The 16967-nt window shown below is 72.9% G+C and carries 18 protein-coding genes and 1 pseudogene; 11 read left to right on the top strand and 8 right to left on the bottom strand.

The features are described 5' to 3' along the window. The first annotated feature begins 268 nt into the window (after positions 1-268). The 4 genes from ACZ4WH_RS04675 (at position 269) to ACZ4WH_RS04660 (ending at position 3604) form a co-directional block, all read left to right on the top strand. On the top strand, positions 269-772 hold the full coding sequence (locus ACZ4WH_RS04675; protein ID WP_468176566.1) for an NUDIX hydrolase: 504 nt from the start codon (positions 269-271) through the stop codon (positions 770-772). Positions 773-777: 5 nt separating this feature from the next. Next, positions 778-2226 (top strand): phosphotransferase, encoded by a 1449-nt coding sequence (locus tag ACZ4WH_RS04670; RefSeq protein ID WP_468176564.1) that lies wholly within the window; start codon positions 778-780, stop codon positions 2224-2226. Positions 2227-2312: 86 nt separating this feature from the next. Beyond that, positions 2313-2819, top strand: coding sequence for an NUDIX domain-containing protein (locus ACZ4WH_RS04665; protein WP_468176562.1), 507 nt, complete (start codon positions 2313-2315; stop codon positions 2817-2819). Positions 2820-2860: 41 nt separating this feature from the next. After that, positions 2861-3604, top strand: coding sequence for a PIG-L deacetylase family protein (locus tag ACZ4WH_RS04660; RefSeq protein WP_468176561.1), 744 nt, complete (start codon positions 2861-2863; stop codon positions 3602-3604). Here ACZ4WH_RS04660 and ACZ4WH_RS04655 read toward each other — a convergent pair. Genes ACZ4WH_RS04655 through ACZ4WH_RS04645 form a run of 3 tightly spaced genes read right to left on the bottom strand, consistent with a single transcriptional unit; the run spans position 3579 to position 6491 of the window. Continuing rightward, positions 3579-4562 (bottom strand): threo-3-hydroxy-L-aspartate ammonia-lyase, encoded by a 984-nt coding sequence (locus ACZ4WH_RS04655; RefSeq protein ID WP_468176559.1) that lies wholly within the window; start codon positions 4560-4562, stop codon positions 3579-3581. The two genes, ACZ4WH_RS04660 and ACZ4WH_RS04655, sit on opposite strands and share 26 nt — an antisense overlap. Before the next feature lie 46 nt (positions 4563-4608). Beyond that, a complete protein-coding gene (locus ACZ4WH_RS04650) occupies positions 4609-5808 on the bottom strand; it encodes a DSD1 family PLP-dependent enzyme (protein ID WP_468176557.1) in 1200 nt (399 codons plus the stop codon). A 14-nt stretch (positions 5809-5822) separates the two neighbouring features. Beyond that, a complete protein-coding gene (locus ACZ4WH_RS04645) occupies positions 5823-6491 on the bottom strand; it encodes a helix-turn-helix transcriptional regulator (RefSeq protein ID WP_468176555.1) in 669 nt (222 codons plus the stop codon). A gap of 135 nt (positions 6492-6626) precedes the next feature. On the opposite strand from ACZ4WH_RS04645, the gene ACZ4WH_RS04640 reads away from it, so the two are divergent. After that, on the top strand, positions 6627-7406 hold the full coding sequence (locus tag ACZ4WH_RS04640) for a thioesterase II family protein (RefSeq protein WP_468176553.1): 780 nt from the start codon (positions 6627-6629) through the stop codon (positions 7404-7406). A 71-nt stretch (positions 7407-7477) separates the two neighbouring features. Here the strand turns inward: ACZ4WH_RS04640 and ACZ4WH_RS04635 are convergent, their stop codons facing one another. Next, positions 7478-7978, bottom strand: coding sequence for a peptidylprolyl isomerase (locus ACZ4WH_RS04635; protein WP_468176551.1), 501 nt, complete (start codon positions 7976-7978; stop codon positions 7478-7480). A gap of 122 nt (positions 7979-8100) precedes the next feature. Next, entirely contained in the window at positions 8101-9174 is a 1074-nt protein-coding gene (locus ACZ4WH_RS04630; RefSeq protein WP_468176549.1) for an NAD(+)/NADH kinase, read from the bottom strand. A 584-nt stretch (positions 9175-9758) separates the two neighbouring features. On the opposite strand from ACZ4WH_RS04630, the gene ACZ4WH_RS04625 reads away from it, so the two are divergent. Next, complete coding sequence (locus ACZ4WH_RS04625; protein ID WP_468176547.1) at positions 9759-10277, top strand: DUF4232 domain-containing protein; 519 nt, start codon at positions 9759-9761, stop codon at positions 10275-10277. Positions 10278-10311: 34 nt separating this feature from the next. Here ACZ4WH_RS04625 and ACZ4WH_RS04620 read toward each other — a convergent pair whose 3' ends face one another. Beyond that, on the bottom strand, positions 10312-11166 hold the full coding sequence (locus ACZ4WH_RS04620; RefSeq protein WP_468176545.1) for an alpha/beta fold hydrolase: 855 nt from the start codon (positions 11164-11166) through the stop codon (positions 10312-10314). Positions 11167-11263: 97 nt separating this feature from the next. Between ACZ4WH_RS04620 and ACZ4WH_RS04615 the strand changes: the two genes are divergently transcribed. From ACZ4WH_RS04615 to ACZ4WH_RS04605, 3 genes and pseudogenes are all read left to right on the top strand, one after another. After that, on the top strand, positions 11264-11662 hold the full coding sequence (locus tag ACZ4WH_RS04615) for a winged helix-turn-helix transcriptional regulator (RefSeq protein WP_468176543.1): 399 nt from the start codon (positions 11264-11266) through the stop codon (positions 11660-11662). A 165-nt stretch (positions 11663-11827) separates the two neighbouring features. Next, on the top strand, positions 11828-13798 hold the full coding sequence (locus ACZ4WH_RS04610) for a sigma-70 family RNA polymerase sigma factor (RefSeq protein WP_468176541.1): 1971 nt from the start codon (positions 11828-11830) through the stop codon (positions 13796-13798). A 69-nt stretch (positions 13799-13867) separates the two neighbouring features. Further along, positions 13868-14806, top strand: a pseudogene (locus tag ACZ4WH_RS04605) (MFS transporter); the annotation flags it as partial. On the opposite strand, the gene ACZ4WH_RS04600 reads toward ACZ4WH_RS04605, so the two are convergent. Next, positions 14773-15618, bottom strand: a complete 846-nt coding sequence (locus ACZ4WH_RS04600; RefSeq protein WP_468176539.1) for a CAP domain-containing protein — start codon at positions 15616-15618, stop codon at positions 14773-14775. The pseudogene ACZ4WH_RS04605 and the gene ACZ4WH_RS04600 sit on opposite strands and share 34 nt — an antisense overlap. A 455-nt stretch (positions 15619-16073) precedes the next feature. Next, a complete protein-coding gene (locus ACZ4WH_RS04595) occupies positions 16074-16268 on the bottom strand; it encodes a DUF2795 domain-containing protein (RefSeq protein ID WP_014670942.1) in 195 nt (64 codons plus the stop codon). Positions 16269-16451: 183 nt separating this feature from the next. Between ACZ4WH_RS04595 and ACZ4WH_RS04590 the strand changes: the two genes are divergently transcribed. After that, positions 16452-16619, top strand: coding sequence for a hypothetical protein (locus ACZ4WH_RS04590; RefSeq protein WP_468176537.1), 168 nt, complete (start codon positions 16452-16454; stop codon positions 16617-16619). Positions 16620-16628: 9 nt separating this feature from the next. Beyond that, positions 16629-16952 (top strand): DUF2795 domain-containing protein, encoded by a 324-nt coding sequence (locus ACZ4WH_RS04585; protein ID WP_468176535.1) that lies wholly within the window; start codon positions 16629-16631, stop codon positions 16950-16952. Positions 16953-16967: the final 15 nt, after the last annotated feature.

Below are 16967 nucleotides of genomic sequence, written 5' to 3'. Positions count from 1 at the left end.
TCGACTTCCGACGGCATGCCGGGTACCCGGGCGGAACGCCAAGACACAGAGGGCCCGGGCCGTGGTCGGCCCACCGCCCCCGACAGCGGCGTTTCGGCCACCCCCGTTCGCGGCGCTTCCGTTGCCGGGCAAGGGTCCGTGCATCCCACATGTTCAGGGACCCGCTCCGTACGGCGGTTCGCGGTCCGTCCGAAATACGTGTGTTCGATATCGCGGCCCGGTCGTTGAACCTGACGACGCAACCGGACGACCGCCGAGGGGGACCGCGGTGACCTGGAATCTTCGCATCGGCAGGGAAGCGGCCCGACCCGGGGCACGCGACGACCAGCCGTCCCGGACCGCGCTCCAGGTGATCGGCGTGCATCTCCACCTGGAGGACCGGGACGGCCGGATTCTGCTCGGCCTGCGCCACCCCGACTCCGCTTACGCCGGCGGGACATGGCACTTCCTCGCGGGCCACTGCGAGCGGGAACCGGCCATCGGCTGCCTCGTCCGGGAAGCCCACGAGGAGGCCGGGCTGGTCATCGATTCGTCCGACGCGGAGTACGCGCACGCCGTGCACCTCCTCGACGCTCCCGGCGCACCGCCGCGCATGCAGCTGGTGTTCCGCGTACGCCGCTGGCAGGGCACCCCGGAGGTGCGCGAGCCCGACAAGTGCCTGGCCTGGCGGTGGTGGCGGCCGGACAGCCTGCCGGAACCGATCGTCCCCTACACCCGGGCCGCGATCGACGGAATCCGCGCCGGCCGGCTGTACACGGAGCCGGGCTGGTGAGGGACATGACCACCGCCGGGCCGCGGGCGACCCGATCCGGGCCTGACCGGCACCGGGAACCGCTGGACGTCCACCTCATCCTGAGGAGGGAGACCGCCGACGCACCCGAGGTCCTGCTGTCCAGGCGGGCCGGCGCGGTCTATGCCGCCGGGCTCTGGCATCTGCCCTCCGGGCACCTGGACGGCCCGCACGAGGACGTCGTCACCGCCCTGGTCCGCGAGGCGCGGGAGGAGACCGGCGTCGTCATCGACCCGGCCGACGTCCGGGCCGCCGTCACCGTGCACCACCGCGGCCCCGGCGGCCGCTCCCGGACCGGCTTCTTCTTCGAGGTCCGCCGGTGGACGGGCGAGCCACGGATCGCGGAGCCGGAGGTGTGCGACGCGATGGCGTGGGTCCGTCTCGACGCCCTCCCCACCGAAACGGTCGCGTACTGCAAGGCAGGCCTTGACGCGTACGCCGCCGGTGCCCGCCTCGCGGTGCACTTCCAGCAACCGGAGGACGAGATCTCCTACGATCCCGCCGCCGACAGACTCCGGATCGTGCCGGGCGTCGACGCCGGCTCGTCACCCAACCAACCGGAGCCGGCCGTCAGGGAGTTCGCCGAGCGCGCGGTGGGGCGGATCACCGGCTGGACGGACACCGGCTGGGCGCGTGCGGGCAGCCGCGTCTGGCGGGCGAGCGGCGCGCTCGGGGGAACGTGGTATGTGAAGGTCCATCAGAACGACCGCTTTCACGCGCGGGAGGTGCGGGCCTGTCGCACCTGGGCCCTGTCACTGGGCGCCGCCGCGCCCCGGCTCGTGGCCCCGCACGAGGGCCTGCGGGCCGTGGTGGTCACGGCGCTGCCCGGCCGGCCGCTCCACGGCGCGGTCCTCACGCCCGAGGAGGGACGCACGGTCTTTCACCGGCTCGGCGCGCTGGCCCGGCTGATCCACGACAGCGCACCGGCACGCCCCGCACCCGCCGGCGCCGACCCGGCCGTGGCGAAGGCCGACCGCCATCTCGCGGCGGCACGGCCCCGTCTTCAGCCCGGCGACGAGGAGTTCGTCCGCGCGCTGCTGGAGCGGGCGGCGACGCTGCCGCCGCTGGAGCGGGTGGAGACCCACGGTGACCTCCAGCTCCGCAACGTCCTGCGCGCCGACGACGGGTCCCTGGCGGTGATCGACTTCGAGCGCAGCGAGCCCGGACCCGCCGTACGGGACCTGGTCCGACTCGGCGACGCGTGGGCCGGGCGCCCGGACCTCCGGGAGGCGTTCTTCGCCGGGTACGGCAGACAGCTCACCTCGGCCGAAGCGGAACGCCTGACGGTCGACTCCGCGCTGGACGCCGTCTCCGGGATCCAGTTCGGCACCGCGCACGGCGACCCCGAGCTGGTCGAACGCGGTCGACGCACCCTGGCCCGACTGCGTGCCGACGCCGCCCCACCGTCTCCGTTCCCGCACGGAGGTGCCCGGTGAGCAGCGGATCTTCCACCGGGGCCGGTCCGGCTCCGACGCACACGACCCGGCCCACGGACCGGGGGCCGGCAGGGAAAGGAGAGGCCGTGAGCCGTGTCTGGCTCCCGCCCGAGCAGTACGCCGAGCAGTTGATGAAGGCGACCGGATTCGCCTGCGTCCACTTCACCGACGAGCAGGACCGGCCCGTCCAGCTCCACTCCCGGTACAGCCCCGAGCATCCGTGGCAGATGCCCGGCGGCACGATGGAGCCCGGCGAGCGGCCCTGGGAGACGGCTGTGCGGGAGTGCCACGAGGAAACGGGCATCACGGTCGCCGGCCCTCCGCGGCTGCTGGCCGCGGTCTACGGACTGCCCGGCGACGCCTGGCCGTACAGCACGATGGGCCTGATCTTCGACGGGGGCCGCCTCAGCGGCGCACAGATCCAGGGCATCACCCTGGACCCGGAGGAGCACGACGAGTTCCGGGTGCTGCCGCTGGAGGCATGGCGGCCGCTGATGCCGGCCCAGGACTTCGCGCGGCTGAACGCGGTGACGCTGGCCCGCCGCACGGGCAGGGCCGAGTACTTCGACACCTGGGACTGGGGGGAGGAGTGAGCGGGTATTTCGAGAGACCACCAGGCCCATCGGCGGGAGCCGTGCCGGCCGGCTTGCTCGCCGTCTTCGCGCACCCGGACGACGAGGCTCTCCTCGCCGGTGGTGTGCTCGCCCGGCATGCCGCCGCGGGCGCCCGTACAGCCGTCGTCACGGCCACGTGGGCGCCCGGCAGTCCGCGTGCGGGCGAACTCGCCGACGCGCTGGCGGCCCTGGGTGTCCAGGAGCCGCCACGGATGCTCGGCTATGCCGACCACCGGGTCCCCGTGTCCGCTCCCGGCCGGCCCCGGTGGTGCGATGTGCCGCTCGACGAGGCCGTGGGCCGCCTCGTCGCCCACATCAGGGAGGTCCGGCCGGAGATCATCGTCACCCATGACGCCTACGGGCAACTGACGGGGCATCCCGATCACCGGCACACGCACCGGATGGTCATGCTCGCGGTGACCGCCGCCGGGCTCGGGCAACTGCATCCCGAGGCGGGTGAGCCGTGGCAGCCCCGGGCCGTCCAGCAGGCGACCCATCCCCACTCGGCCGTGGCCGAGCTGGGCGAACTCCTCGACCGCGCCGGCAAGTCCGTGCTGAGCGTGCCGGACACGCACGTCACCGACACCGTGGACGTCCGGCCGTGGGGCGAGCGGAAGTGGGCCGCGATCCTGGCGCACCGCAGCCAGGCGGAGGGGGAGCGCGCGCTGCCGGCGATCCTCTCCCGTCTTCCGGAGGCGACCCGGAACCGCCTGCTCGGCACCGAGTGCTACACCCGCGTCAGCCTCGGTCCGGTCGTCCCGTGAGTGCGGTGAAGCGGTCCACGTCGATGTTGCCGCCGGACGCGATGACGCCGATCCGTCGCGGCGGACTCTCGACGCGTCCGGCCAGGAGGGCGGCCAGGGGTGTGGCGCCGCTCGGCTCCAGGACGATCTTCAGGCGTTCGAACGCGAAGCGCATCGCGGTGACGATCTCGGCGTCGCTGACGAGGGCGATGGCGTCGACCAGGCGTTGGTTGATGGGGAAGGTGATCTCGCCGGGGGTGGCCAGGGCCTGCCCGTCGGCGATGGTGCGCGGGACCGGGACGGTGACGCGTGCGCCGGCCTCCAGGGAGCGCTTGGTGTCGTCGCCCGCCTCCGGCTCGACACCGATGACGCGGATGCCCGGGTGCAGTGCCGTGGCGGCGGTGGCGCTGCCGGCGATGAGACCGCCACCGCCGACGGGCACGAGGAGGGCGTCCAACGGGCCGGTCTCCTCCAGGAGTTCCAGTGCGGCGGTGCCCTGGCCGGCGATGACGTGGGGGTGGTCGTAGGGCGGGATCAGGGCGAGGCCGCGGTCCTCGGCGAGGGCGTGGCCGAGCGCGGTGCGGTCCTGGGTGTAGCGGTCGTAGGTGACGACCTCCGCGCCGTATCCGGCGGTCGCCTCCCGCTTGGAGCGGGGAGCGTCCTCGGGCATCAGGATGACGGCGGTGGTGCCCAGTTCGCGGGCGGCCAGCGCGACGGCCTGGGCGTGGTTGCCGGAGGAGTAGGCCGCGATGCCCTTCGCCAGCTGGTCCGGGGGCAGCTGGGCGGCGGCGTTGTAGGCGCCGCGGAACTTGAAGGCGCCGATCCGCTGGAAGTTCTCCGCCTTGATGAACACCTCCGCTCCGACCAGGGAGTCGAGGGTGCGGGAGGTGAGAACCGGGGTGCGGTGGGCGATGCCTCGGAGACGGACCGCGGCCTCGCGGACGTCGGCGAACGAAACGGGCGGTGCGGCGGCGGCCATGGGTGTCCTCGAAGTGTCCTTGATGGGCGGGGGGAGAGAGGGGCGGTCACCAGCCGGTGACGCGCGGCCAGTACGCCTCGATCGCGGGCGCGGCCGTTGCCGTGCCGCCGGAGCCGTCGATCACGTGGTAGCCCTGATGCTGGGCGGCGGTGGCGCAGGCGTGGTTGGGCAGAACCCGCAGGCGGGTGCCGATGGGCAGGTCGGGCAGGGCGGCGCCGTCGCGGGCGGTGAGGGTGCCGTGCTCCTGGCTGGCGGCGGTCATGACCAGGTCCGGGATCAGCGTGCCGGACAGGTCGGTGACGAGGCCGTAGCCCTGGTCCTGCGGCTGGGCGGAGGTGCCGCGGTCGCGGGACATGGCCATCCAGCCGCCGTCGGTGACGATCCAGCCGTACTCGGGACGGTGGCCGATGACGGTGACCACGACCGACAGGGCGAGGTCGTCCAGGTCGCAGACGCCGAGGCCGGCCATCACCAGGTCGAAGAAGACGTAGTTGCCCGCGCGGAGTTCCGTGACTCCGGTCAGGTCGTCGGCGGCGTGGGCGGTGGGCGTGGAGCCCACGCTGACAGTGGGCACGGGCAGGCCGGCCGCGCGGAGCCGCTCGGCCGCGGCGACCGCGGCATCGCGTTCGTTCCGCGCCGCCTTGCGCTGTTCCTCGGCGCTGTGGCAGAAGTACGACTCGCCCGCGTGGGTCAGTACGCCGTCCAGGCAGCCCGCGTCGTCCAGGATGCCGGCGATTCCGGTGAGCCCGGGGGCGTCGGGCCTGAGGCCACCGCGGTGGCCGTCGCAGTCGATCTCGATCTGGGCGGGAAGGGCGACACCGGCCTCCCGCGCGGCCGCCGCGACGAACGTCGCCTGCTCGGTGCTGTCCAGCAGGACGCGCAGGGTGACACCGCGGCGCGACAGGGCGATGGCACGCGGGAGTTTGCGCGGTTCGATGCCGACGGCGTAGGTGATGTCGCGGTAACCGGCGTCGGCGAACGCCTCGGCCTCGGCGAGGGTGGAGACGGTGACGGGGCCGGGGGTGCCGTCGTGCAGGAGCGCGGCGGCGTCCAGGCTCTTGGCCGTCTTCACATGAGGGCGCAGGGCGACCCCGAGGCGGTCCGCCCGCGCCCGGAGGCGGGCGATGTTGCGCCGGACCCGGTGCGCGTCGACCACGGCGAACGGGGTGTCGGGCTCGTCCAGGGTCCGGGCGGCGGATGCGGGCTCGGCAAGGGAGGACGGAGCGGGGAAGGGCTCGGCCGTCATGGACAAGTGGCCTTTCACTTGGCGTAGTTGTAGACCGTGGCCCGGGACACGCCGAGTAGGTCCGCGATGGTCTGCGCGGCGTCGCGCGAGTCGAAGTAGCCGTCCCGTTGCAGCTGTCGTACGAGTGCCTTCTTGTCCTCCCGGCTCAGCGAGCGGGGTGTCGCGGCGCGCTCGGCGGCCCGGGCTTCCACCGCCTGGCGCAGCTCGCGCGCGGTGCGGTCCCGCAGGGTCTCCAGCGGCCGGTCGCGGTGCTCGGTGTCCGTGGCCACGAGGTTGGACAAGGCCAGGGTGACCGGGGACAGGACGGACACGTCGAGGTTCAGGCACAGTGCGGCGATGTACTCGCCGGCGGCGTTCTTGATGCCGATGGACGTGCTCTTCGCCGGGCGGCCGTCGGGGAACTGGTTGGGATAGTTCTGGATGACGCTGGGGTACCGCGGGTCGGCGATGCGGGCGAGGCCCAACTCGGTGGCCGAGTCACCGACCTGACGGCCTGACAGGTTGTTCTCGATCGCGCGGATCGCGTGGTCCGGATCCCGCAGGTCGTGCAGCACCACCTCGCACAGGCCGGGGAACATGCGGCCCAACGCGACAGCGATCTTCTCGGCCTCCCGGATCAGGTGCTCGTCCGCGCTGTTCTCGTCCGTGCCGGCGCTGTTCCCGTCCGTGCCGTCCTGGGCCACGCCCTTCCCCCTTGGATCAACTGTCCATTACTGGACTCTGAGTCTAAGGAGAGGGGTGCGGTGGGTCAACCCGCGATCACTCGTGATCGTATGAAGGGGCCGAGACGGCAACTACCTTTCCACCGAGGGGGACACATGACCGACCGGTCCAGCGCGGCACGCCAGCTGTGGCTGCGCAGCTTCCATCAGGCGACACCGGGTGCGCCACGGCTGCTCTGCCTGCCGCACGCGGGCGGTTCCGCGAGCTTCTGGTTTCCCGTCTCCAAGGCGCTGTCGCCCGCGGTGGACGTGCGCGCGGCGCAGTACCCCGGCCGTCAGGACCGCCTCGTGGAAAGCCCGGCGGAGTCCATCCAGGAACTCGCGCAGGGAGTGTTCCGCGCGCTGGACGAGGGTGACGACACGCCCCTCGCGCTGTTCGGGCACAGCATGGGCGCCCTGGTCGCCTTCGAGCTGGCCCGGCTCCTGGAGTCCGCCGGGCGGCCGCCCGCGGTGGTCTTCCTCTCCGGCCGCCGGGGCCCGTCCGTCCAGCGGATCGAGACCGTCCACAAGGGCGACGACGCACGGCTGATCGAGGAGGTCGGCAAACTCGACGGCACCGACGCCGCCCTGTTCCAGGACAAGGAATTGCTGGACATGATCCTGCCCGCCCTACGGGCCGACTACCGCGCGGTCGAGACCTACCGGCGCACCCCGGGACCGGGGTTGAACTGCCCCCTCGTCGTGCTCACGGGCGACGCCGACCCCCGGGTGACCCCCGACGAGGCCCGGACCTGGGACCAGGAGACCACCGGCCCGTTCGAGCTGCGTGTGTACCCCGGAGGCCACTTCTACCTGGTGGCGCAGCAGCAGGCCGTGGTGGCCCGGATCGAGGCGACGCTACGGCGGCTCGGCCCCGGCGGCGGAGCGGTGGCCTGAGACTGGGGCGGAGCCTCTGAGCAGCGCGGGCGGCACCGGTGGACCGGTGCCGCCCCTGCGGTGGGTGTGCGTCAGCCGAGAACCTTGGCGGACTCGATGACCACGGACTCGGTGGGGACGTCCTGGTGGCCACGACGGCTGCCCGTCTTGACCGCCTTGATGGAGTCGACGACGTCCCGGCCCTCGGTGACCTTGCCGAACACGGCGTAACCCCAGCCGGTCGGGGTCTTCGCCGAGTAGTTGAGGAAGGCGTTGTCCGAAACGTTGACGAAGAACTGGGCCGTCGCGGAGTGCGGGTCGTTCGTCCGCGCCATCGCCACGGTGTAGTTGTCGTTCTTCAGCCCGTTGTCGGCTTCATTCTGAATCGGCGCCTGGGTGGGCTTCTGGTCCATGTCCGGGGTGAAACCGCCGCCCTGGATCATAAAGCCGTTAATTACCCGGTGGAAAATCGTGCCGTCGTAGTGGCCGCTGCGCACGTACGACAGGAAGTTCTCGACGGTCTTGGGCGCCTCGGCGTCGTTCAGTTCCAGCACGATGCGGCCGAAGTTGGTGTTCAGCTCGACTGTCGACATCAAAAATCTCCTTATTCCGGTGGGGCTCGCCCACGCCTACGGTACGGAATATACGACCACAGGGCACATGGACCGCGATGCAGCACCCCGTGGTTCGAACGGCCATCCGTCCGGGTTATGGGCTAGGACAGCCGGGGTCCGTCGCCGGGGCCCGGGGGCAGGGCCAGATGGGCCAGATCGCCCGGCGGCGGTGTCGTCACCGGCCACAGCGGAGCGGCCTCCCCGTCGGCGAGCGCGGCCGGCGCGTCGGTGAGGTTCATGCGCTGGCGCAGCCGGCCGTAGAAGTCCGTCGGACCGAGCCGGACCGCCTTGAGCCGCCGCGGCGCGGCGTACACCCCGATCCAGTCGCCCGGGCTCAGCACCCCGCGCAGCTGGCCGTCGATGCTGACCGCGGCCTGGCCCGACCGTTCCAGCACCCGCAGCGCGATGGGCTCGTCCGGTGCGGCCACCACCGAACGGTTGAACACCATGTGCGGCGCGACCGGCGTGAACACCAGCGCGTCCGCGCGGGGCGAGACCACCGGACCGCCCGCGGCGAAGCTGTACGCCGTGGACCCGGTCGGCGTGGCCACCAGCAGGGCGTCGGCCGAGTAGGAGGCGAGCAGCCGGCCCGCCAGATAGACGCCGACCGACACCTGCCGGTCCCGGGCCAGCTTCTCCAGGACCACGTCGTTCAGCGCGGTGACGTTCAGGGCGACACCCCAGTCACTGCCCACCTCGCACTCCCCGCGCACCTGCGGCGGGGGCAGCATCGGCCCCCGGCCGTACCGCAGCAGCGCCTCCATCTGCGCGGGCACCTCCAGCCGGCACGACGCCCGCATGGTGAGGAGCATCCGGCTCTCGACGTTGATCCGATCCTCCCGTACGGCGTCCAGGGCGTCCCGCACCGCCGTGGCGGGGACCTCCGTGAGGAAACCGACCCGGCCGAGGTCGACACCGAGCACCAGGGCGTCGTTCTCGGCCGCGAGCCGCGCACCGCGCAGGAACGTGCCGTCACCGCCCAGGGTGACGATCAGGTCGGGATCGCCCGCGCTGTCGACCTCCTCGCGGGCGGTGTGCCGCGCGCCCTCCTGCCACACGTCGATGTCCGCACACCCCACCGCGTGTTCGTCGCACCACGCGCGCACGGCTCGCGCGGCGGTCGCCGCCTCGGCGCGCCCGCCGTGCACGACCAGGCCGACACGGTTCACCGTCATACCCGCACACCGCCTCCCAGCCGGTCCGTACCGAGCGCCATCCTCGCCGCGCACCGCGCCGGCCCGGCCCACGCCACGCCGCCGGGGCCCGCCGCGCGGCTTCCCACGCACGCCCGTCCTTGCCCCCGGCATCCGACTTTCCGCGCATCCCGCGCCCTAATCCCCAGCACGTGGCTTTTCGTGCACCCCGGGCGCCTCATCCCCGGGACCTGGCTCGCCGCGCCCTGGAGCCCTGATCCCCGGCACCTGGCTTTTCGCGCACCCCGGGCCCCCATCCCCGGGACCGCGCTTTCCGCGCACCTCGGGCCTGATCAACACCACCTGGCTTTCCGTACATCCCGGGCCCCCATCCCCGGGACCTGGCTCTCCGCGCCCCTCGGGCCCTGATCCCCGGCACCTGGCGTTCCGCGCGCCCCGCGCCCCCATCCCCGGCGCCTGGCCTTCCGGGCACCTCGGGCCCTGGTCCCTGCACCCGCGTGTCGCAGCGGACGCGCCGGGGAACCCCGTGTCCCGGCGTCCGGTCCGTGCCGGTGAGCACTGGCGCCAAGTCCGTGCCGGTAAGCACTGGCGCAGAGTCCGTGCCGGTGAGCACCGACGCCGAGCCCGCGAGCGCCACCTCGGCGGAGGCGGCCCCGACCACCACGGCCCCTGCTTCCAGGGCGCCGGCCTGCACGCCGGAGGCGCTGGAGGCGACGGCGTACCAGGCCGCCCACCAGCCCCCGGGCACGGGCACCGGAGCGGCGATCGTTCAGTTCACCAGCGTCTCCTCGCGGGCGTGCGTGCTGCGGGGCCATCCGACGGTGGCCGTGGCCGGCAACGGCTCCCCCCAGAGCTCCCTCCCGCTGAAAGTGACCCGCAAGGGCACCGCGGCCCCGATGCGGGTCGCGCCCGGCGGCAAGGCCTGGGTGAAGCTGACCTTCGCCCAGGTGCAGGGCGAGGCGGACGGGTACTGCGTCTCCGGCGCCACACCCTCCGTGTTCCCGACCCTGGTGGTCGGCCTGCCCGGCGCGGGAAAGCACCAAGTGACCCTGGAGGACGGGGAGATCGCCGAGTGCGACAACAAGGTCACGGTGACGGCGGTGTCGGCGACGCGCCCCTCCTGAGTGCGCGCTCGTCCGCGCGCTGACCATGCCGCCCTCAGTCCGCCGCGAGGAACGGCTCCAGCAGGCCCAGCAGCGCGTCCGGGCGGTCCAGCGGGATCATGTGGCCGCAGTCCGGGATTACGTGCCCCGTCAACCGGTCGGCATACGGCCGTAGTTGACGTTCCAGTGCCCGGCCCACCGGGTGGGCGCCGATCGTCAGCGCCGGGACGGTGAGGCGGGCGCCGGTCACGGCCTCCCGGATCTGCCGGGCGCCGGCCGGCAGGGCCCGGTACGCGCCGAACGCGGCACGCAGCGCCTCGGTCCCGGTGTACGCGCGGAAGAACTCGGCACGGACGTCCGGCCGTACACCCCGGCCGAGCGTGCCCCGGTCCAGGAACCAGCCGATGTACGCCTCCTCGTGCCCGGCGAGCACGGTCTCCGCGAGGCCTGGCTCCGCGTGGAAGCCGAACCACCACGGCGGGCCGCCGGCGAGGAACTCCTCTGCGCCCGGGAGGTCGCCCAGCATCGACTCCATCAGCACCAGCCGCCGTACCAGTCCGGGCCGCCGCATGGCCAGCAGGAAGGCGGGCGGGGTGCCCAGGTCGATGCCGACCACGGCGGCCGGGCCGGCGTCGAGCGCTTCCAGCAGACCCGCGGCGTCGTCGGCGAGCGTCCCGGCGTCGTACCCGTCCGTGGGCCGGTCGCTGTCGCCGAACCCCCGCAGATCCGGCGCGATCACCCGGTACCGGCGGGCCAGCGGGCCGATGACCTCGGTCCACAGCCGCCAGGTGTGCGGGAAGCCGTGCAGCAACAGGACGGCCGGCCCCTGACCGGCCGTGGCGACGTTGAGCCCGACGCCGTTGACGATGACCCGGCGCAGCCGCACGCCGGGGACGGGGGAGACGGTCATGAACGATCCCTTGAGTAACCGATGGTGACATGGGAACGGTAGGTAACTAACCTGGACCCCACCAGACCGCACTTTCCCGTCAGATGGTGAGCTTCAGGTGACCTCCCAGGCCAAGGACGCCCCCGCCCCGCGCGGCGACCTGTTCGACCCCGCGTGCCCGACCCGCCGACTGCTCGACCGGATCGGTACGAAATGGACGTCGATGGCGGTGAAGGTGCTGGCGGAGGCGGCACCGGGGGAGGTGCGCTTCGCCGAGCTGCTGCGCCGGATGCCCGGTGTCTCGCAGAAGATGCTGTCGGTGACCCTGCGGAACCTGGTGCGGGACGGCCTGGTCGCGCGCAGGGTGGAGCCCACCGTGCCGCCTGGCGTGCACTACCGGCTCACCGAACTCGGCCTGTCCCTCGAAACCGTGCTCGCCGCCGTCCGGAACTGGGCCGAGGAGCACATGGCCGAAATCGACCGGGCGAACGAACTGACCGGCGATCAGGGGGCGTGAACCGCGCCGGAACCGCCGGGATGTGATCTCTTCCCTTGCGGCCGTCGTGCCGCCCCTGTGAGTCTCCCGTCGAACGACTTTCCGAAGAACTGTTATCGGCACCGCACCGAGCGGTCTCCCAGGTAACGGACAGCATCGTTCGGCGTCGAGGACAGGGAAGCTCTGATGAGGACACAGCACACGGTGGATACGGCGGCACTGGTGAACGCCGCCCGAGCGGGAGACCCGGCGGCCCAGGACGCCCTGGTCAGCGCCTACCTCCCGCTGGTGTACAACATCGTGGGACGGGCCCTGAACGGTTCGGTCGACGTCGACGACGTGGTCCAGGAGACCATGCTCCGGGCCCTCGGCTCCCTCGGCGACCTGCGGACGCCGGACAGCTTCCGCTCCTGGCTCGTGGCCATCGCGATGAACCGCGTCCGGGCGCACTGGCAGGACCGTCAACTCGCCCCGGGCGCCGTGGAGGAGACCGGCGACGTCGCCGATCCCGGCGCCGACTTCGTGGACCTGACCATCGTCCGGCTCCAGTTGTCCGGCCAGCGCCACGAGACCGCGCGCGCCACGCGCTGGCTGGAGCCGGACGACCGGGAGGTGCTCTCGCTGTGGTGGCTGGAGTGCGCCGGTGAGCTGACCCGGGCGGAGGTCGCCGCGGCCCTCGCGGTGTCGCCGCAGCACACGGCGGTACGGGTGCAGCGGATGAAGGCGCGGCTGGAGGCGGCCCGGGTGGTGGTACGGGCGCTGGACACGCGGCCCGCCTGCGACGAACTGCGCGCCGTACTGGCCTCCTGGGACGGCCTGCCCTCCGCCCTCTGGCGCAAGCGAATAGCCCGGCACGCCCGCGAGTGCCCGCGCTGCGGCGGCCTGTGGAGCGGGCTCCTGCCGGCTGAGGGGCTGCTGGCCGGACTGGCGCTGGTCGCGGTGTCGTCGACGCTCCTGGCGACGACACGGTCGGTGACAGCCACCCTGACCGCGACCGGCGCGGCCCCGGCCACGGAAGCCGCCCCTGACCTGACCCACCTGGGCCCAGACACGAACGCGGATGCCGGTGGCTCGGGTTACGGCGCCGCCGGGCCGGATCAGGGCACGGTTGGGTGGGCTCACGGGGCCGCGGGACCGGGGCAGGGCGCCGCCGGGGCAGGTCATGGCGCCGGGGGGTCGGATCGCGGGAGCCTCGGTTCGGGCCACTGGACCGCAGGGTCGGATCAGGCGACCGCCGCCGGGTCGGATGGCGCGGCCCTTGGGTCGGATCACGTGTCCGTCGAATCGGATCCGGGTACGGCCCAGTCGGACCCCGTCACCGGCGGACCCGGCACCGCCGGACCCGGCGTCGGCGGCGGCCACACCGGTGATCCCGTAGGACTCCGGGCGTCTCGGCGTCGTACGAGCGGGCGCGGTGAGGCGCGGCGACGGCGGCGGGTCCGGCGTCGGGCCGTCGGGGGTGCCGTGGTGGCGGCCTGTGTGGCCGGCGGCGGCCTGTGGTACTTCGGCACCGGCTCCGGACCGGCGGAGACCAGGGAGGCGACCGCCGCCCGGACCGCCGGCGCCCCCGTCGTGGACCTCGCGGAACCCAGCGCCGTCGAGACCTCGTCGTCGCCCTCGGCATCCGCGTCGCCGTCCCCGTCCCCCACGGAGAGGAAACCGAGCGCCTCCAAGAGCCCGCGCCCCGCGCGGAAGAGCACCCCTCCGCAGGCCGAGCCGGCCGCGCCCACGACTCCGCGCGCGTCCCGCACCCCACAGGCACAGCCGGCGCCCACCGGCGCGGTGGCCCAGGTGGTCGCGCTGGTGAACAAGGAGCGCGCGGCCGCCGGATGCGGCCCGGTCACCGAGGACCCGCAACTGGACACGGCCGCCCAGGGCCACTCCGACGACATGGCCGCCCGTGGCTTCTTCGACCACACCGACCCGGACGGCGCCGGCCCCGGCGAGCGCATCACCGCGGCGGGCTACCGCTGGTCCACGTACGGCGAGAACATCGCGAAGGGCCAGCAGACCCCGCAGGCCGTGATGGACTCCTGGATGAACAGCCCCGGCCACCGCGCCAACATCCTCAACTGCGCGTTCAAGAACATCGGCGTGGGCGTCCACGACGGCTCGGGCGGCCCCTGGTGGACCCAGGCCTTCGGCGCCAAGCTCTGAGCCCCGGTCAGAGACGGGGGCCGCTGCCCGGCGTGTGCCCGAAGGCGCGCCGGAAGACGTCGATGAACTTCGTACGCGCTGACGCTGCTGTGCGTGGCGGTGTCCGGCGCCGGTGTGGCCGCCTACCACCCCGAGTCCGCCCGCGTCGCCCGGCTGGCCGGCGGCGGCAGCCACAGCGCCATGGGCTGGTTCTCGCTGGGCGGCAACGTGGGCTTCGCGCTGGCCCCGCTCCTGGTCGCGGCCGTCGTGGGCACCGGCGGACTGCGCTGGACCCCGCTGCTGGCCCTGCCGGCGCTCGTCAGAGCGGCGCTGAGCCTGACCGTTCTGCACGCACCGGGGCAGCGGAGCCACTTCGCCGGTACGACACCGGCGGACGGCCCCGACGACCGGGCGTCCTTCGTGAGGCTGTCGCTGGCCGTGGTGTGCCGCTCGGTCGTGTTCACCGCCCTGAGCGGCTTCCTGTCCCTGTACGCCGCGCAGCGCCTGGGCGGCGGTACGGCGGCCGGTACGGCGGCGCTCTTCGTGCTCTATCTGGGCGGCGCGGCCGGTTCCGTGCTGGGCGGGCGGCTGGCCGGGCGCTGGGACCGGGTGACGGTCTGCCGCTGGTCGTACCTGGTCTCCGTCGCGGCGGTCGCGGGCGTCGTGTTCGTCCCCGGCCCCGCCCTGTACCTGTGCGTGGCGCTGACCTCGGCCGGTCTGTACGTCCCGTTCTCCCTCCAGGTCACGCTCGGCCAGGACTACCTGCCTTCACGGGTCGGCACCGCCGGCGGCATCACCCTCGGCCTGACCGTCAGCATCGGCGGCCTGGCGAGCCCGCTGATCGGCCGCGTCGCCGACGCGACGTCCCTGCGGACGGCCCTGGCCCCGCTGGTCCTGATGCCGGCGTTGAGCTGGCTGCTGTTCCGCACGCTCCCCGAACCCGCGGGGCCCGGCCGGGCCGGCGCGCCGTCCGCGGACGCGCCGGCCGCCGACTCTCAGCGGGCCGTGCCGAAGTCCTGGGTCCAGTAGCTGCCGGGCTGCGCGAGACCGACGCCGATCTCCTTGAACCCGCAGTTGAGGATGTTGGCCCGGTGGCCCGGGCTGGACATCCAGCCCGCCATGACCTGCTGCGCGGTGCTGTAGCCGTAGGCGACGTTCTCGCCGTAGCTGCTCCAGGTGTAACCGGCCCGCGTGATGCGGTCGCCCGGGGACGAGCCGTCGGATCCGGTGTGCGACATGTTCTGGTGGGCCGCCATGTCGGCGCTGTGGGCCTGCGCGGCCTTGGTCAGCGTCGAGTTGAGGGTCAGCGGCTGGCAACCGGCCTTGGCCCGCTCGGCGTTGACGAGGCTCACGATCTCGGCGGTGACCCCGGAGGCCGTGGTGGTGGGCGCCGGGGTGCTCGGCGCGGCAGGGGCCGCGGGGGCGGTGGTGGCCGGGGTGGCGGGAGCGGTGGCGCCGGCCTCGGGGGTGCTGGGCGCGGGGGTCCGCCTGACCTTGTGGGCCAGGGCCTTCTTCTTGTGCGAAGGCGCGTTCTTCCTGGCCTGCCAAGGCGCGCTCGGGCGGGCGGTCGGATGCGTCGTCGCCCGTGGCGTAGGCGGCACGCTGATCTCCGGCGCGATGGTCAGCTGCGCGCCGGTGTCGTAACCGTTGCTGTTGTGATCTTTGGGCGCGTACTGCCACTGCCCCACGGGTGCGCTCGTCGCGGTGGCCTGCGCCGGGTCGTCCGTGCCGTACGGCCACTCGGAACAGGCCAGGGCGACGGATGGCACGCCCACGGCGCCGATGGCGGCGGCGGTGACGACTATTCGCCGGTAGTGCTTCGTCTTGCGGTGCTGGCCCATACGTCAACCTCACTCGGTGATCGCGGAGCGCTCATTCTCAAGACGGCTCCACACCGAGTGCAAAGGGTGCTGCTACTACCTCGCCTCGTAGACTCGCATAGGCCTTGTCAGGCGGGCCGCGAGATGCCGACTTCGCGACCGCGATGTTTGCGCAACGCTGTCGGCCCGTCAGAAGCACGTTCGCGGCGGACAATGCGTCGAGGTGTCGAGCGGCACGCGTACCACGGCTCGAAGCGTGACGCGCCCCCACGGCAAGCCGGACAAATCCCATATGTCGTGGGAGCCGCGTCTACTATCCGGCCCGCTTAGTCGCCGACCTCGCTGTGACGGATGTCACCTGGCGCTGGGGCAACCTGTTGGAAAGACGCGAGACAGCTCGCTGTACTGCGGCCCGACGAAGGGCGGCGGCCGGAGCAGAAGCTGCCCGGCCGCCGCGCACCCGTGTCCGGTCGCCGTCACTCGTTCTGGAAGACGGCCTTGCTGACCTCGGCGGGGTTCTCGAACTTCTTCTTCCCGAGGTGAGAGATCCGCTCGGTGATCTCCTTGGGCGCGTGGTTGTTCTCGGCGACCTTCCGAAGCTGGTCGGAAGTGGCCGGGTAGTCCGCACCCGACAGGGCTTTCTGCAGGTCAGGAGGGGTGATACCCGCCATGACTCCTCCAGGCGGTGAGTTGGTGCAGGATCGTCGGACCGGCGCCGCATGCTGCGCCGGACTGGTCAGGTACCCCTCTGGCGGAAGCGGATTCAGGAATTCCGCCGGTGATGGGTCCCGCGTCGCACGGGTACCCGGGGCTCCGGAACAGCGCCCCGCGTGTGAGAGGACCGAGAGCATCCGATGAGCGAGAACACTCCTTCCCAGGCCGAGGGCGAACGGGAGCCGGACGCCCCCGAGGCGGAACAGCCGCCCCGCACCACTCCGTCCCAGGCGGAGGGGCCGGACCCCGGCGACGAGAACGCGAACCAGAACACGGACGAGAGCACGAACAAGAGCGACGACGCGTAGGGAGGCGTCATGGGCATGGCACACACCAGCGTCCCCGAGGTGCTGGACGCGCTGAAGGACGTGACCTATCCGGCCGACAAGGACCGGCTGGTCTCGGCCGCGCGGGAGGCGGGAGCCTCGGAAGAGGTCGTCAAGGCCCTGCGCGGCATGCCCGCCGAGGAGTACACCAACCGCGCGGACGTGGCGAGGTCGGTCCGGGTGGACCCGGACTCGGACCTCGGCACCAACGCCACCCAGCGGGCCGAACAGGCACGGCACGGCGGCAAGCCGGGACTCTCCCAGCATCTGCGGGAAGAGCCGAAGACCCCGATCCAGGAGGAGTTCGACCGCTGACCGGATGAACCGGGC

The sequence above is a fragment of the Streptomyces sp. NPDC029138 genome (assembly GCF_055564375.1).
The sequence above is the reverse complement of the archived record's forward strand: the minus strand, read 5'-3'. Positions and strand labels throughout refer to the sequence as shown.

Excerpts from the sequence above, each read along its gene's own strand:
- ACZ4WH_RS04670 (WP_468176564.1), top strand. The coding sequence starts at position 778 with ATGACCACCGCCGGGCCGCGGGCGACCCGATCCGGGCCTGACCGGCAC.
- ACZ4WH_RS04655 (WP_468176559.1), bottom strand. The coding sequence starts at position 4,562 with ATGGCCGCCGCCGCACCGCCCGTTTCGTTCGCCGACGTCCGCGAGGCC.
- ACZ4WH_RS04650 (WP_468176557.1), bottom strand. The coding sequence starts at position 5,808 with ATGACGGCCGAGCCCTTCCCCGCTCCGTCCTCCCTTGCCGAGCCCGCA.
- ACZ4WH_RS04640 (WP_468176553.1), top strand. The coding sequence starts at position 6,627 with ATGACCGACCGGTCCAGCGCGGCACGCCAGCTGTGGCTGCGCAGCTTC.
- ACZ4WH_RS04635 (WP_468176551.1), bottom strand. The coding sequence starts at position 7,978 with ATGTCGACAGTCGAGCTGAACACCAACTTCGGCCGCATCGTGCTGGAA.
- ACZ4WH_RS04630 (WP_468176549.1), bottom strand. The coding sequence starts at position 9,174 with ATGACGGTGAACCGTGTCGGCCTGGTCGTGCACGGCGGGCGCGCCGAG.
- ACZ4WH_RS04620 (WP_468176545.1), bottom strand. The coding sequence starts at position 11,166 with ATGACCGTCTCCCCCGTCCCCGGCGTGCGGCTGCGCCGGGTCATCGTC.
- ACZ4WH_RS04610 (WP_468176541.1), top strand. The coding sequence starts at position 11,828 with ATGAGGACACAGCACACGGTGGATACGGCGGCACTGGTGAACGCCGCC.
- ACZ4WH_RS04600 (WP_468176539.1), bottom strand. The coding sequence starts at position 15,618 with ATGGGCCAGCACCGCAAGACGAAGCACTACCGGCGAATAGTCGTCACC.
- ACZ4WH_RS04595 (WP_014670942.1), bottom strand. The coding sequence starts at position 16,268 with ATGGCGGGTATCACCCCTCCTGACCTGCAGAAAGCCCTGTCGGGTGCG.
- ACZ4WH_RS04590 (WP_468176537.1), top strand. The coding sequence starts at position 16,452 with ATGAGCGAGAACACTCCTTCCCAGGCCGAGGGCGAACGGGAGCCGGAC.
- ACZ4WH_RS04585 (WP_468176535.1), top strand. The coding sequence starts at position 16,629 with ATGGGCATGGCACACACCAGCGTCCCCGAGGTGCTGGACGCGCTGAAG.